Below are 15,150 nucleotides of genomic sequence, written 5' to 3' on the forward strand. Positions count from 1 at the left end.
CTCAGTCCCGTGACAGCTCCGCCTCCGCTTCCGCCAGGGCGGCGAACTCCTCCTCCGGGGCGGCGGCCACCAGCCGGTGACGGGAGTACAGCGCGAAGTAGGCCACCGCCACCGCGTACACGCACAGCGCGATGAACGCCGCCTGCTTGTCCACCAGGAACGTGGCGACCAGCGCCGCGCACGCCAGCACGAAGGCGATCGACGACGTCATCACGCCGCCCGGCGTACGGTACGGCCGCGGCAGATGCGGCTCGCGCTTGCGCAGCACTATGTGCGAGAGCGACATCAGGGCGTACGAGATGGTCGCGCCGAACACCGCGATGTTCAGCATCTTCGCGCCGTCCCCGCTCCCCGCCGCGAGCGCGAAGCCGAGCGCGCCGGGCAGCAGCAGCCCGAGGTACGGGGCCTTGCGGCGGCTGGTGAGGGAGAGGAAGCGCGGCAGGTATCCGGCGCGGGAGAGCGCGAAGAGCTGCCGCGAGCCCGCGAAGATCAGCGAGAAGAAGGAGGCCACGAGCCCGGCCAGGCCCGCGTAGTTGACGACGCGGGAGAGGGTCGTCGCCTTCCCGTCCGGCTGGAGGGCCTCCACCAGCGGGTTGCCGACGCCCTGGATCGCGGAGGAGCCGCGCGCGCCGGTCGCCGCGAGGAACGTCAGCAGCGCGAGCAGCAGCAGGATGCCCATCGACCAGGCCATGGCCTTCGGCAGCGTACGCGCGGGATCGCGGGTCTCCTCCGCCGCCAGCGGCACGCCCTCCACGCCGAGGAAGAACCACATGCCGAACGGGAACGCGGCCCAGATCCCCAGCAGCCCGAACGGCAGCCACGAGCTGGAGCCTACGGCGTCCGGGTCGGCCTTGATGTCGTCCAGGTTCGCCATGCTGAAGTCGGTGAACGCGCCGAAGACGAAGACGAGCAGCGCGGCGACGGCGATCGCGGTGATGACGAGCGAGAAGCGCAGCGCCTCGCCGACGCCCCACAGATGGACGCCGATGAAGATGACGAAGCAGACGAGGTAGACGGGCCAGCCCGACTCCAGGCCGAAGAGGTTCAGGGACTCGACGTAGTCGCCGATGAAGCAGACGATCGCGGCGGGCGCGAGGATGTACTCGATCAGGATCGCCGTGCCGGTGAGGAAGCCGCCCCAGGTGCCGAGCGCTCGCCGCGCGAAGCCGTAGCCGCCGCCGGCGGTGGGGAGGATCGCGGACAGCTCGGCGAGCGCGAACACCATGCACGTGTACATGAGGCCCATCAGGACCATGGCGACGGCGAGCCCGCCGAAGCCGCCCTCGGCGAGGCCGGGGTTCCAGCCGGAGTAGTCGCCGGAGACGACGTAGGCGACGCCGAGCCCGGTGAGGAGGAGCGGGCCCGCGTTGCCCCGGCGCAACGTTCTGCGCTCCAGGTACTCCTGGGTTTCCTCGGACATGTGCCACGCTCCTGCCGCCTCGGCCATTGGTGTGCGGCCATACCTTTGTGCTGGAGACTGCTTCTCCGCAACCCTCGTGCGTGAATTCCGTGTTACGGGATGCGGATTCCGGGGTGCCCCTTGCCCGCCGCTGCCGAGTGCGGCTGTCGCCGTGGCCGGTCGCGCAGTTCCCCGCGCCCCTGGGCGTTACGCCAAGAAGCCGCGCAGCAGGGCCGCCGTGCCCGCGCAGTGCTCCCGCATGATCTCGCGGGCCCCGTCCGGGTCGCCCTCCAAGATGGCGTCCGCCAGCGCAGCGTGCTGGTGCTGGGCGTGTTCGAGGTTGCGGACCAGGAGGGGGATGCGGCCCAGCAGATCGTTGAGGGAGGCGCGGACCGCCGCGTACTGGGCGGTGAGCGAGGGCGAGCCCGCCAGCTCGGCCAGCGTGAGATGGAAGAGCGTGTCATGGCGCCGGTAATCCGGCAGCGCCGAGTCCCGCGTCGCGTCGAGGGACTTCAGCAGCCGGGCCTCCTCGTCGTCCGTCAGGCCCCGCGCCGCGCACAGCCCCGCCGCGCCCGTCTCCAGCACCTCGCGGAAGAGGAGCGTGTCCTCCAGGTCGATGTCCGGCGCGGGCGCCGCGGACCCCGGGGTGCGCTCCCGTACGAACGTGCCGCCGTACCGGCCCCGTCTGCTCTCCACGAGCCCCTGGTCCGCGAGGACCTTCAGCGCCTCGCGCAGGGTGACCCGGCTGATGCCGAGCCGCTCGGCCAGTTCGCGCTCGGCGGGCAGCCGTTCGCCCTCCGCGACCAGGCCGAGGCGGACGATCTGCAGTATCTGCTCCAGCGCCTCCTCGAAGCCGTTGCCCGCGCGGACGGGGCGCAGCACAGTGGCCAGCCGGTCGCCGCCGTCCCGCGCGGCGTCGTGCCGTTCGTTCATCGGAACCCCTTCCCGAACAATGGTCTTCGTGACTACCTTATGGCTCCCGGCAGCGCGACAGGAGGCCCACCCGTGGCAGACCGCACACCCCCGCTCGCCGTCGACGAGCTGCGGAGACTCGTCGACGCGGGCGAGATCGACACCGTCGTCCTCGCCTTCACCGACATGCAAGGGCGGCTCACGGGCAAGCGCTTCGCCGCCCCGTTCTTCCTGTCCGACGTGCTCGACCACGGCAGCGAGGGGTGCAACTACCTGCTCGCGGTCGACGTCGACCTCAACACGGTCGACGGCTACGAGATGTCGTCCTGGGAGCGGGGATACGGGGACTTCGCGCTGCACGGCGACACCGCCACCCTCCGCCGCGTCCCCTGGAACGAGGGCACCGCGCTGCTCACCGCCGACCTCGCCTGGCACGACGGCTCGCCGGTCGTCGCCTCGCCGCGGCAGATCCTCCAGCGCCAGCTCGGCCGGCTCGCCGAGCGCGGCTGGAGCGCGTACGCGGGCACCGAGCTGGAGTTCATGGTCTTCCAGGACACCTTCGAGCAGGCGTGGGACGGCGGCTACCGCGAGCTGACCCCCGCCAACCAGTACAACGTCGACTACTCCATCCTCGGCACCGGCCGCGTCGAGCCCCTGCTCCGCCGGATCCGGAACGAGATGGCCGCCGCCGGGATGACCGTCGAGTCCGCCAAGGGCGAGTGCAATCTCGGCCAGCACGAGATCGCGTTCCGCTACGCCGACGCGCTCACCACCTGCGACCAGCACGTCATCTACAAGACGGGTGCCAAGGAGATCGCCGCGCAGGAGGGGCAGTCGCTCACCTTCATGGCGAAGTACGACGAGCGCGAGGGCAACTCCTGCCACATCCACCTCTCCCTGCGCGACGAGGCCGGGCGCCCCGTGCTCGCCGACGAGGACGGGCCGTACGGGATGTCCCGCACGATGCGGCACTTCCTCGCCGGCCAGCTCGCCGCGCTGCGCGAGCTGACGCTGCTCTACGCCCCGAACATCAACTCGTACAAGAGGTTCCAGCCCGGCTCGTTCGCGCCGACCGCCGTCGCCTGGGGCCCCGACAACCGGACCTGTTCGTACCGCGTCGTCGGGCACGGCCAGGGGCACCGGATGGAGAACCGGGTGCCGGGCGGCGACGTCAACCCGTACCTCGCCGTGGCCGGGATGATCGCCGCCGGGCTGTACGGCGTGGAGCACGAGCTGGAGCTGCCCGAGGCGTGCACCGGGAACGCCTATACGGGCGACGCCGCGCATGTTCCCGGCACGCTGCGGGAAGCGGCGGAGCTGTGGGCGGCGAGCGACGTCGCGCGCGAGGCCTTCGGCCCCGAGGTCGTCGCGCACTACCGGAACATGGCCCGCGTGGAGCAGCGGGCGTTCGACACCGCCGTGACCGACTGGGAGCGCTTCCGCTCCTTCGAACGCATGTGAGGACCGAGTTGCTGAAGGAGCACGACGCGTACGAGCGCGAGCTCGACGTCATCAATCCGGCGACCGAGAAGCTGATCGGCAGCGTCCGGGCCGCCTCGCCCGCCGACGTGGACGCGGCCGTGGCGCGCGCCACCCGTGCGCAGGCGGAGTGGGCCGCGCTCGCCCCCGCCGACCGCGCCCGGCTGCTGCGCCGTTTCGCGTCCCGCGTGGACATCACCACCGAGGCCCTCGCCCGGATGGAGGTCCAGGAGGCGGGCCACCCGATCGGCAACGCCCGCTGGGAGGCCGGAAACTTCCGCGACCTCCTCGACTACTGCGCCGGGGGAGTCGAACGGCTGACCGGCAGCCAGATTCCCGTCGCGGACGGCGTGAACCTCACCTTCGCCGAGCCGCTCGGCGTCGTCGCGGTCATCGCGCCCTGGAACTTCCCGATGCCGATCGCCGCCTGGGGCGTGGCCCCCGCGCTCGCCGCGGGCAACGCGGTGCTGCTCAAGCCCGCCGAGACCACGCCGTACACCTCGAAGCGGCTGGCCGAGCTGGCGCTGGACGCCGGGCTGCCCGAGGGGCTCTTCCAGGTGCTGCCGGGCGAGGGCCCGGTCGCCGGGAACGCGCTGGTCGAGCACCCCGGTGTGGCCAAGGTCGTCTTCACCGGCTCGACCGCCGTCGGCAAGCGGATCATGGCCCAGTGCGCCGCGCGGGTGAAGCGCGTGACCCTCGAACTCGGCGGCAAGAGCCCGAACATCGTCTTCGCCGACGCCGACCTGGAGCAGGCCGCCGCCGCGGCGCCCGCCTCGTTCCTCGACAACACGGGCCAGGACTGCTGCGCCCGCAGCCGCATCCTCGTCCAGCGGTCCGCGTACGACCGCTTCCTGGAGCTGCTGGAGCCCGCCGTGCGGGGCTTCGCCGTCGGCGACCCGGCGGACGAGGACACGCAGATGGGCCCGCTGATCTCCGCCGCGCAGCGCGAGCGCGTACGGGCGTACGTCCCCGAGGAGGCCCCGGCGCTCATCCGGGGCAGCGCCCCCGACGGACCCGGGTTCTGGTACCCGGCGACCGTGCTGGAGGGCGTGCCCGGCGACCGTACGACTGTCGAGGAGATCTTCGGGCCCGTCGCGGTCGTGATCCCCTTCGAGGACGAGGCCGACGCGGTCCGGCTCGCCAACGACACGGAGTACGGACTCGCGGGCTCCCTCTGGACCCGGGACGCGGCCCGCGCGCTGCGCGTCTCCCGGGCCGTACGGGCGGGGAACCTCTCCGTCAACTCGCACAGCGCCGTGCGCTACGCGACTCCCTTCGGCGGCTACAAGCAGTCGGGGCTGGGCCGTGAACTCGGGCCCGACGCGCTCGCCGCCTTCACGGAAACGAAGAACGTCTTCATCAGCACCGTCAGCAACGCAGCAGGGGAGCAGCAGTGACACAGACCTCCGGCACCGCCGAGTGCCGCCGCCTGGTCGGACGTACCGCCGTCGTCACCGGCGCGGGCAGCGGCATCGGCCTGGCCACCGCACGCCGACTCGCCTCCGAGGGCGCCCACGTCGTCTGCGCCGACATCGACGACGAGCGCGGCAAGGCGGCGGCCGAGGAGACAGGCGGGCTCTACGTCAAGGTCGACGTGACCGACCCCGAGCAGGTCGAGGCGCTCTTCCGCACCGCGTACGAGACCTACGGCTCCGTCGACGTCGCCTTCAACAATGCGGGCATCTCGCCGCCCGACGACGACTCGATCCTGGAGACCGGGCTCGAAGCGTGGAAGCGCGTCCAGGAGGTCAACCTCACCTCGGTCTACCTGTGCTGCAAGGCGGCGCTGCCGTACATGCGGGAGCAGAGCCGCGGGTCGATCATCAACACGGCCTCCTTCGTGGCGGTGATGGGAGCGGCCACCTCGCAGATCAGCTACACCGCGTCCAAGGGCGGCGTGCTCGCGATGTCCCGCGAGCTGGGGGTCCAGTTCGCCCGCGAGGGGATCCGCGTCAACGCGCTCTGCCCGGGGCCGGTCAACACCCCCCTGCTGAAGGAGCTGTTCGCGAAGGACCCCGAGCGTGCCCAGAGGCGTCTCGTCCACGTGCCGGTGGGCCGCTTCGCGGAACCGGAGGAGATCGCGGCGGCGGTCGCGTTTCTGGCCAGCGACGACGCGTCCTTCGTGAACGCTGCCGAGTTCTTGGTGGACGGCGGCATCGCGGGTGCGTACGTCACGCCGGTGTAAGAGGGCACACCTATGTCCACCTGCTGTGCTTGGGAGGTCTGCGCATGGGGGTACCTCCCTGCTCGAAGAGCTTGGGGGAGCAGGGCTGGCAAGCGCAGCCCCGATGCCGGGTACGGCTGCGCAGGGGCCGGGTTCGGGGTGCCCCGTTCCCGATTTCGCGGGGCGCGCCCGCGTCGTGGCTGGTCGCGCAGTTCCCGCGCCCCTGGCGCGAAGGGGCGCACCCCCTTCGCGCTCCCCAGGGCGACAGGGCCAGGGGGCAGTTGTAGGTTGCAGCCATGTATCGCAGAACTGTTCTCACCGGCGTGGCGCTCACCGCCGTGGCCGCCGCCCTGACGGCGGCCCCGGCGCAGGCCCACCCGCAACAGAGCCAGCAGCACCGCCACCACTGCCCCCAGCTTTCGAAGAAGCTCACCTGGTTCGGCGACAACCGCGCCAAGCTCCAGCGGACCATCGACGAGCGGGGCATCTGTTCGGACGGCTGGCGCGGCGGCAAGCACCGCCCCGTCGCGGCCTTCGACTGGGACAACACGGTCGTCAAGAACGACTCGACCGACGCCACCATCGTCTGGGCCCTCAAACACGACAAGATCCTCCGCCCCAAGAGCTGGTCCGCCACCAGCAAGTGGCTCACCCCCGCGGCCCACCGCGCCCTCACCGAGGCGTGCGGCACCGACGTGCCCGTGGGCCGCCCACTCCCGACCTCCACCGACAAGGCCTGCGCCGACGAGATCCTGGAGGTCCGCGGCGAGGCGAAGACGATGAGCGGCGAAGAGGCGTTCGAGGGCGACTGGAACCACCGCCGCACCGTCCCCGAGTACGCCTGGGTCCCGCAGCTCTTCGCCGGGCACACCGTCGCCGAACTGCGCTCGTACGCCCGCGCGGCCCGCGACGAGGCCCTCGCCGCGCCGGTCGGCAGCGAGCAGAAGATCGGCACCCACACGGTCCCCGCGTACAGCCGCTACTACGCGCAGCAGAAGGACCTCATCCGGACCCTCAAGAAGGCCGGGTTCGCCACCTACATCGTCTCGGCGGGCTCGGAGCCGGTCGCCGAGGAGTGGGCGAAGGGCGTCGGCATAGACCGTAAGCACACCATCGCGATCCGCAGCGTGATCAAGCACGGCCGGATCACCACCGCCATGGAGGGCTGCGGCGACGTGCCCGCGGGCCAGGGCGAGGCGATCCCGTACATGGACGGCAAGCGCTGCGTCATCAACGAGCAGATCTTCGGCGTCGACGGCGACGACGCCTGGGAGAAGCAGAAGCCCTCGCGCCGTATCGCGGTCGGCGGCGGCGACGCGGACACCGACGTCACCTTCGTCGGCGACGCGACGGGCACCCACCTCGTGCTCAACCGCAACAAGCCGGAGATCATGTGCCGGGGCTACGACGACGCCGACGGGCGCTGGGCCGTGAACCCCATGTTCATCGAGCCGCTTCCGGCCAAATCCGAGCCGTACCGCTGCGCGACGGAGGGCTTCACCAACCCCGACGGCAGCCTCGGTCCCGTACGCCGTGACGACGGCTCGGTCATTCCCGACCAGCGGGACACGGCGCACGCCTGATTCTCGTACGCGTGTTGGCCTAGGGTGCGTGGGGTGAGCATGACGACCCCGCCCGGTTGGTATCCGGACCCCGGACAGATACCCGGCCATCCGCCCCAGGAGCGCTGGTGGGACGGCTCCGCGTGGACCGAGAACCGGCGCCCCGCCGCCGGGTTCCCCGCCGTGCCCCCGACGCAGCCTCCGACGCGGCCCCCGGCCTCGCCCCCGCCCGGCAGCCCCGGACGGGGGCGAGGGCCGTTGATCGCCGGTCTCGTCGGTGCCGTCGTGCTGGTCGCGGCCCTCACCGTCGGCGCCGTGCTGCTCCTCGGCGGCGAGGACGACGACTCCGGTGACGAGTCGAAGGCCCGGCCGCGCTCCTCGCAGTCCGGGAAGCCGCCGCGACCGTCCGAGGAGGAGCCCGAGTCCTCCACACCCCCGGGCGCGCCGAAGGTGAACCCGGCGATCGGCGTCCACCTCCCCAAGCTCAAGGGGTGGGAGCGGGTGAAGGATTCGGGCGGCACCGCCGTGACGACCCGCCCGTACGACTGCCCCGGCGCGAAGGGGAAGGTCTGCATGCGCGGCGGCTCGACGATCCTCACGTCCCCGGGCGGCACGGCCGTGCGGAGGACCGCCGAGGCGGACATCGGGATGCACGCCAGGTCGGCCTACTCACGGGACAGCTATGGCGGCATCACCTCCCGCCAGGTCATCAAGAAGGGCAAGGTGACGGTCGCGGGGAAGGACGGCTACCGCGTCCGCTGGAAGATCGAGAACAAGCGGAAGCCGGACGCGTACGTCGAGTCCGTGGCCTTCAAGCACCCGGACGGCACCGGCAGGACGCTCCTCGTCCGCACCAGCCTCGACATCCACGAGGACGCGCCCGGGCCACGGGAGATGGACACCCTGGTCGACGGCGTGCGCAAGGGCCATCCCGACGACTACGACACCGCCTGAACGCGACCGGAATCACTACAGGTCGCACACCTGTTGCCATAGGGTGCGTGGGGTGAGCATGACGACCCCGCCCGGCTGGTATCCCGATCCCGGGCAGATACCCGACCACCCGCCCCAGGAGCGCTGGTGGGACGGCTCCGCGTGGACCGAGAACCGGCGCCCCGCCGCCGGATTCCCCCCGGTGCCGCCCCCGCCGCCCGGCCGCGCCGGGCGGGGACCGCTGATCGCCGGTCTCGTGGGCGCCGTCGTGCTCGTCGCGGCCCTCGCCGTCGGCGCCGTGCTGCTGCTGGGCGGCACGGACGACGATTCCGGCGGGGACGAGGCCCGGCCCGGGTCCTCCGCGCCGAAGATCCCGAAGGACAAGGAACCGGCCCCCGACGAGGAGCCGCCCGACGAGGAGCCGCCCACCGGGGAACCCGAGCTGCCCACCACGCCGCCGGACGCGGACCGGCCGGCCCCCGCCGACGGCGTACGCCTCCCCAAGCTCAACGGCTGGGAGGGCTCCGGCGGTTCGGTCATGATCGGCACCTACGACTGCCCCGGCGACGCCCACGAGAAGTGCCTGCGCGGCGGCTCGTCCATCGTGGAGGCCGAGGGGAAGGGCCCGGCGAAGGAGATCGCCGAGACCGACGTCGAGCGGAACGCCAAGTCGGCCTACAACGCGGACACCTACGGCGGCATCACCTCGCACAAGGTCATCGAGAAGGGCAAGGTGAAGGTCGCGGGGGAGGACGGCTACCGCGTCCGCTGGAAGATCAAGAACAAGATCAAGCCCGATGCCTACGTCGAGTCCGTCGCCTTCCCGCACCCCGACGGCTCCGGCGAGATGCTCGTCGTCCGCTCCGGTTTCGACATCCACAAGGACGCGCCGCCGCTCAGCGACATGGACAAGCTCGTCGACGGCGTGAGCCGCGGCTCCGCCCAGGACGACGGCTCCCGCGAGAACGTCTGACCAGGGGGCGGGCCGACGGGGCGGGCTAGGGCCCTTCTGATGGATCAGGCTGGATCAGAAGGGCCCTACAGGAACGTCTGGCCCTCGCCCCGGTACGTCGGGACCGTCTCCTCCACCCGGCTGCCCCGGATCAGGTGCAGCCGGTCGAAACGCTCGCACAGCTCGCCCGACTTGGCGTGCCGGAACCACACCTTGTCGCCGATCAGCAGATCGTCGGCGGGCTGGCCCAGCAGCGGGGTCTGCACCTCGCCGGGGCCCTCCTGCGCGTCGTACCGCAGGCCCTGCGGCAGGAACGGCTGCGGCAGCCGGTCCTTGCCCGCGACACCGGACGCCGGATAGCCGCCGCCCAGCACCGTCACCACCCCGACGCCCGGCCTGCGCACGACCGGCATCGCGAAGAGCGCGGCGGGACGGCCCGTGAACGAGCGGTAGTTGTCGAACAGCCGCGGCACGTACAGCCCCGAGCCCGCCGCGATCTCCGTGACCGCCGCCTCGGCGGCCGTGTGCTGCACGCTGCCCGTGCCGCCGCCGTTCACGAACTCCAGGTCGGGGGCGACCGCGCGCACCGCCCGTACGGCCGCCGCGCGCCGCGCCGCCAGCTCGCGCCGGGCCGTCGCCTGCATCAGCCGCACCGCCCGCGAGCGCAGCGCCGCGCCCGGCACGGCGTCGCCGACGCCCGCGATGTGCCCCTCGTACGCCATCAGCCCCACCAGCCGGAAGCCGGGGCGGCGGCGCACCGCGCGGGCCAGCTCGGCGAGCTGCGCGGGGGAGTGCAGCGGCGAGCGGCGCGCGCCGACGCGCACCCGGCCGCCCAGCAGCCGCAGGGAGGTGTCGAGTTCGAGACAGACCCGGATCTCCTCGGTGCCCCCGTCGCGCGCGCCGTCGATCAGGGCGAGCTGCGCCACGTCGTCCACCATCACCGTCACGGACGCGGCGAGCTTCGGGTCGGACGCCAGCTCTGCGTACGCCGCGCGGTCGGCCGACGGGTAGGCCAACAGCACGTCCGTCACGCCGGAACGGGCCAGCCACAGCGACTCGGCCAGCGTGTAACTCATCACGCCGGAGAAGCCGTCCCGGGCGAGCACGCGCTCCAACAGGGCGCGGCAGCGCACCGACTTGCTCGCGACGCGAATGGGCTTTCCGGCGGCGCGGCGCACCAGATCCTCCGCGTTCGCCTCGAACGCGTCGAGGTCCACGACGGCCAGCGGGGCGTCGAGATGGGCGGTCGCGCGGTCGTACCGCACGCGGACTGCGGCCAGGTCGGCAGTGGTGTCGAACACCCTCGCAGCTTGCCAGAACCAGCCGTTCCGGCACAGCCCCCGGCCCCGCGGGCGATCATCCGCCGGGTTGCCGTCCCTCCCGGTCGGCACCGTAGAGTGACGCAGCACGCCGTCCGGGACGGCAGGCGGCGTGCGGTCCTGGACGAACCGGCCTGCCCCGAGAAGCCCTTCGCGCGGGGAAGCCGCCGCGTGGGAGGGGGTGCACGTGAGCACGGACGCCGACCGTGCGGACGTCCCGCCGCCGCCCTCCGAACCCCCGCGCCCTCCCGGGCCGCCGCGCCCCTCCGTGCCGCCGCGTCCCGGCGTTCCCCCGAAGCCCGCGTCTCCGCCGCCCTCCGAGCCGGACGGGGAGCCGATCCCGGAAGACGAGCCGAGCAGACCGATGCCACATTCCAGGGGAGCTTCCAGGGGAGCGGAGGAGGGCAGGGACGCGGGGTCCGCCGCCGGGCCCCGGGTGCCGAGCCCGCGCGACCGTTCGCGCTCCCGCCCCCGACCGCCGGTCCCCTCCCACCCGCCGCAGCCCGCGCCTCCCACCGGCGAGCCGATCACCGCGCCCCGTGCCCGTACGCGCCCCGGGGCGAACCCGCGTACGGCAACGGGCGGCGAGGCGACACGCGGCGAGGCGACGCGCGGTACGGGCCGTGATGCCCGAAAAGCCGGGAAGAAGGCGCCGTCGGGGTCCCCGGACGCCACGCACCCGCAGTCCCCGGACGCCACGCACCCGGAACCGGGCACCGCGCACCCGCAGTCCACGGGCGGCGCCGCGCGCCGGGAGGCGGCCGGGGCCGCGCATCCCGCGGACTCCATACGGCCCCCGCACCACCCCGCGCCGCCCCCGCCCGACCTCCCGCCGTCCCCCGCCGCCCCGCCGGCCCCCGACTTCCCGCCCCCCGCCGGGCGCACCCCGCTCTCCGCCCGTACGGTCGCGGCCGCCGCCTGTCTCGTGCTGGGCGTCGGGCTGCTGGGCGGCGCCGGAGCGGGCGCCTGGCTCAGCGACGACGACGGCGGGCCTTCCGGCGGCAAGGGCTTCGAGCCCGCGCGTGCCGCCTGGCACGAGGTGCCCGTCGACGAGCTGTTCCCCCGCACCCTCAAGGGCAAGGCCGCGGGCCCCGGCGGCGCGGACCGGCGCTGGACGCGCGTGGCCGTCGCCCCCGACAGCGGCTGCGCGCACGCCTTCGACCCCACGCTCGCCAAGGCCCTCTCGCCCGTCGGCTGCAACCGGCTGCTGCGCGCCACCTACGCCGACGAGACCACCAGCAGCGTCACCACCGTCGGGCTCCTCTTCACCAAGGGCGACCAGGAGGCCATGCGCGGACTGCGCAAGCGCTTCGCCGTCGAGAACCTCGGCGAGCGCACCGACCTGATGCCCCGTCCGTACGCCGCGCGCGGCACCGTCGCCGCCGACTTCGGCGACGCGCAGCGCGCGAGCTGGACGGTCCGCGTCCTCTCCGACGCGCCCGTCGTGGTCTACGCGGTCAGCGGCTTCGCCGACGGACGCGTCGTCACCGACCCCCAGGCCGCCGCCGACGCGACCCGCAAGGGCGAGACCTCCGCCCCCGCCCAGGCCGGGCTCGGCCACGACGCGCAGGGCATCGCCGACCGCGTCGAACGGGGCCTGCGTCGCTCCGCCGTGGACGGCGACGAGAAGAAGGGGGACGACCGGTGAGCGGGCCGAAGGGGCCCCGGACGCCCGCGCGCCGGGCCAGGAGAGCCGCGGCCCGCGCCATCACCCTCCTGCTCTGCGCCCTCCTCGCGCTGCTCCCCGCCGGACCGGCGGCCGCGGAGGGCGAGGGCGTCCAGGACCAGGAGTGGGGCCTCAAGGCGGTCAACGCCAAGGAGGCGTGGAAGACCACCAAGGGCCGGGGCGTCACGGTCGCCGTCCTCGACACGGGCGTCGACTCCGACCACCCCGACCTGCGGAACAACGCGCGCGGCGGCAAGGACCTGCTCCGCATGGGCGCCGGAAAGGGCGACCGCGAATGGGCCCGGCACGGCACCGCCATGGCCGGGATCATCGCCGGGCACGGCCACGGTCCGAACGGCCGCGACGGCGTCATCGGCGTCGCGCCGCAGGCCCGCATCCTGCCCGTCCGCGTCCTGCTGGAGGACTCCGACCCGCAGCGCCGCAAGGCCCGCAAGGCGCGCGGCGCCGCCCTCGCCGACGGCATCCGCTGGGCCGCCGACCACGGCGCCGACGTCATCAACCTCTCCCTCGGCGACGACAGCCGCTCCGCGCACCCCGACGCCCGCGAGGACGCCGCCGTCCGCTACGCCCAGCGCAAGGGCGCCGTCGTCGTCGCCTCGGCGGGCAACGGCGGCGAGGACGGCGACCACGTCTCCTACCCCGCCGCCTACCCGGGCGTGATCGCGGTCGCGGCCGTCGACAGGTACGGCGCGCGTGCCGCGTTCTCCACCCGCCGCTGGTACGCGACGGTCGCGGCGCCCGGCAAGGACATCGTCATCGCGGACCCGGACCGTACGTACTACGAGGGCTGGGGCACCAGCGCCGCGTGCGCCTTCGTCTCCGGCGCCGTCGCGCTCGTCCGCGCCGCGCACCCCGAACTGAGCCCGGCCCAGATCAAGGAGCTGATCGCGGACACCGCCCGCAACACTCCCGAGGGCGGGCGCAGCGACGCCGTCGGCACAGGCGTCGTCGACCCGTCGGCGGCGATCGAGATGGGCTCGCACCTCAAGCCCCGCAAGCAGCGGCCCCGCGTCCACTCCTACGCCGAGGAGCACTTCGGCACCGGGCCCGGCGGGGGCGGCGGCAGCTCGGGCTGGGTCGCCACCGGCGCGGCCGTCCTGGGGCTGCTGCTGATCGCCTGTGCCTTCGCGATCCGGAGCGGGCTCAGCCTCCGCCATCTGCGGCTGCTGCGGCCGCGCCCGACGGGCCCCTCGGCGCACTCGGCGGTGTGGCGCCACGACGGGAGCGGAGGCTCGCGCTCCGAGGACCGGGAGGACGGGCGGCCAGCGTCCTGACGGCGGCCCGCGCCGCCCGCTCCACGGCCGCGACGCCGTCCTCCTTCGTGGCGTGCCCGTCCGAGAGCACGGCCAGCAGCACCGGACGCCCGCCCGCCGTCACCCGGCCCACGCTGTGCACGACCCACAGCCCGGTCGCGTCGCGCGGCATCCACCCGTTCTTGAGCCCCTCGGTGACCCCGCCCGCCGCGGAGACGCCCCACCGCTGGCCCTCGACCACACGGGCCATGCGCTCCTGGACGTAGGTGCGCGCCGCCTCGTCGAGGGGCGAGGGCGCCGTCCCGTACAGGCTCCGCAGCAGGGTGAGCTGGTCGGCCGCCGTGGTGCGCGTCAGGCCCCAGTAGCCCCCGTCGCCGCCCTCGGTGCGGGGGAGCCCCAGACGCCGCGCGGCCCGGTCCAGCCCCGTACGGCCGCCGACCGCGCGCCACAGGGCGCTCGCCGCGTCGTTGTCGCTCCGCTCGATCATCGCGGCGGCGTGCGCGTGCTCCTCCTCGTCCAGCTCCCGCCCCGCCGCCCGCGCCTGGAGCAGCAGCGCGGCCAGGATCGCGGCCTTCACGACGCTCGCCGTCACGTACGGGCGCGCGTCGCCGCAGAGGAGGGTGCCCCCGCCCACCTCGCGGGCGGCCACGGAAATCCGCACAGGTAACCTCGACTCGTGGCGCTCAAGAACATTCCGGAACACACCTTCTCGCAGGACGACGGCTCCGCCGACCCCGCCCTCGCCGCCGCCCTCGCGGCCTGGTCCGAGGACCGCGCGGCCGAGCCCCGCGTGCTGGCGGCCCTGCCCCACGCGCGGCTGCTGGTGCCGGTCGTCGCCGTCCTCACCGAGTCCGAGACCGGCGAGGACGGACTGCGCCGCGACAAGACCAGCGAGATGGCCGTCCCCACCCTCCAGGCCTCCGGCGGGCGCAGCGCCCTGCCCGCCTTCACCTCCACCGCCTCGCTCGCCCGCTGGCGCGCCGACGCCCGCCCCGTCGCCGTCGGCTTCGCGCAGGCCCTCCAGGCGCTGGCCCACGAGCGGGCCGACGCGCTGGTCCTGGACGTCGCGGGCCCGGTGACGTACGAGCTGAGCGGCTCCGCGCTCTACGCGGCGGCGGAGGGCCGTACCGACACCCGTCCGGCCGCCGACCCGGCGGTGACGGACGCGCTGCGCGCCGTCCTCGCGGCCGAGCCGGAGATCCTGGGCGCGCACCTGGCCCCGGGAGCCGGGGGCGGCACGGACGGGACGCTCGCCCTGGCGCTCGCCGAGGGCGCCGACGTCGCCGCGGTGGCCCAGCGGACCGCGGGGGCGCTCGCCGCCGACGAGGCGCTCCGCGCCCGGCTCGTCCACGGCCTGGACCTGGCGCTCCTCCCGCCCGGCACGGCGCTGCCGGAGCACGCGCTCTACCGCCGCTGAGGGCGTCGGCGCCGCGTTCGAGGTGCGGACCCGCTGATCACGGCGGACACTCGGGAAGTGCCGGGGGAGACCG

The 15,150-nt window shown here is 73.9% G+C and carries 12 protein-coding genes and 1 pseudogene; 9 read left to right on the forward strand and 4 right to left on the reverse strand.

The features are described from left to right. Position 1 precedes the first annotated feature (1 nt). Both eat and ABD343_RS37910 read right to left on the reverse strand, forming a co-directional pair. The gene (gene eat, locus ABD343_RS37905) at positions 2–1,420 is read right to left on the reverse strand and encodes an ethanolamine permease (protein WP_344535098.1); all 1,419 of its coding nucleotides are present in this window, start codon (positions 1,418–1,420) and stop codon (positions 2–4) included. A gap of 186 nt (positions 1,421–1,606) precedes the next feature. Beyond that, positions 1,607–2,332, reverse strand: a complete 726-nt coding sequence (locus ABD343_RS37910) for a FadR/GntR family transcriptional regulator (protein WP_344535100.1) — start codon at positions 2,330–2,332, stop codon at positions 1,607–1,609. 72 nt (positions 2,333–2,404) lie between these two features. Here ABD343_RS37910 and ABD343_RS37915 point away from each other — a divergent pair, with 72 nt between their 5' ends. From ABD343_RS37915 to ABD343_RS37940, 6 genes are all read left to right on the forward strand, one after another. Further along, the gene (locus tag ABD343_RS37915; RefSeq protein WP_344535102.1) at positions 2,405–3,772 is read left to right on the forward strand and encodes a glutamine synthetase family protein; all 1,368 of its coding nucleotides are present in this window, start codon (positions 2,405–2,407) and stop codon (positions 3,770–3,772) included. A gap of 8 nt (positions 3,773–3,780) precedes the next feature. Then, positions 3,781–5,187, forward strand: coding sequence for an aldehyde dehydrogenase family protein (locus ABD343_RS37920; protein WP_344535104.1), 1,407 nt, complete (start codon positions 3,781–3,783; stop codon positions 5,185–5,187). Continuing rightward, the gene (locus ABD343_RS37925) at positions 5,184–5,975 is read left to right on the forward strand and encodes a 3-oxoacyl-ACP reductase (protein WP_344535105.1); all 792 of its coding nucleotides are present in this window, start codon (positions 5,184–5,186) and stop codon (positions 5,973–5,975) included. Before ABD343_RS37920 ends, ABD343_RS37925 begins: the two co-directional genes overlap by 4 nt. Positions 5,976–6,250: 275 nt before the next feature. After that, positions 6,251–7,537 (forward strand): HAD family hydrolase, encoded by a 1,287-nt coding sequence (locus ABD343_RS37930; protein ID WP_344535107.1) that lies wholly within the window; start codon positions 6,251–6,253, stop codon positions 7,535–7,537. Positions 7,538–7,576: 39 nt separating this feature from the next. Beyond that, positions 7,577–8,470 (forward strand): DUF2510 domain-containing protein, encoded by an 894-nt coding sequence (locus ABD343_RS37935; RefSeq protein ID WP_344535452.1) that lies wholly within the window; start codon positions 7,577–7,579, stop codon positions 8,468–8,470. Positions 8,471–8,528: 58 nt separating this feature from the next. Beyond that, a complete protein-coding gene (locus tag ABD343_RS37940; protein WP_344535453.1) occupies positions 8,529–9,422 on the forward strand; it encodes a DUF2510 domain-containing protein in 894 nt (297 codons plus the stop codon). A gap of 65 nt (positions 9,423–9,487) precedes the next feature. Here the strand turns inward: ABD343_RS37940 and ABD343_RS37945 are convergent, their stop codons facing one another. Further along, a complete protein-coding gene (locus tag ABD343_RS37945) occupies positions 9,488–10,702 on the reverse strand; it encodes an amino acid deaminase/aldolase (protein WP_344535109.1) in 1,215 nt (404 codons plus the stop codon). Positions 10,703–11,084: 382 nt separating this feature from the next. Here ABD343_RS37945 and ABD343_RS37950 point away from each other — a divergent pair, with 382 nt between their 5' ends. Both ABD343_RS37950 and mycP read left to right on the forward strand, forming a co-directional pair. Continuing rightward, a complete protein-coding gene (locus ABD343_RS37950; protein WP_344535111.1) occupies positions 11,085–12,368 on the forward strand; it encodes a hypothetical protein in 1,284 nt (427 codons plus the stop codon). After that, positions 12,365–13,681 (forward strand): type VII secretion-associated serine protease mycosin, encoded by a 1,317-nt coding sequence (mycP, locus tag ABD343_RS37955; RefSeq protein WP_425578367.1) that lies wholly within the window; start codon positions 12,365–12,367, stop codon positions 13,679–13,681. Before ABD343_RS37950 ends, mycP begins: the two co-directional genes overlap by 4 nt. Before the next feature lie 124 nt (positions 13,682–13,805). Here the strand turns inward: mycP and ABD343_RS37960 are convergent. Next, positions 13,806–14,147: pseudogene (locus tag ABD343_RS37960) on the reverse strand (serine hydrolase); the annotation flags it as partial. A gap of 189 nt (positions 14,148–14,336) precedes the next feature. On the opposite strand from ABD343_RS37960, the gene ABD343_RS37965 reads away from it, so the two are divergent. Beyond that, a complete protein-coding gene (locus ABD343_RS37965; protein WP_344535113.1) occupies positions 14,337–15,077 on the forward strand; it encodes an SseB family protein in 741 nt (246 codons plus the stop codon). The last annotated feature ends 73 nt before the right edge of the window (positions 15,078–15,150 follow it).

It is taken from the genome of Streptomyces albiaxialis (assembly GCF_039530985.1).
Taxonomy (GTDB): domain Bacteria; phylum Actinomycetota; class Actinomycetes; order Streptomycetales; family Streptomycetaceae; genus Streptomyces; species Streptomyces albiaxialis.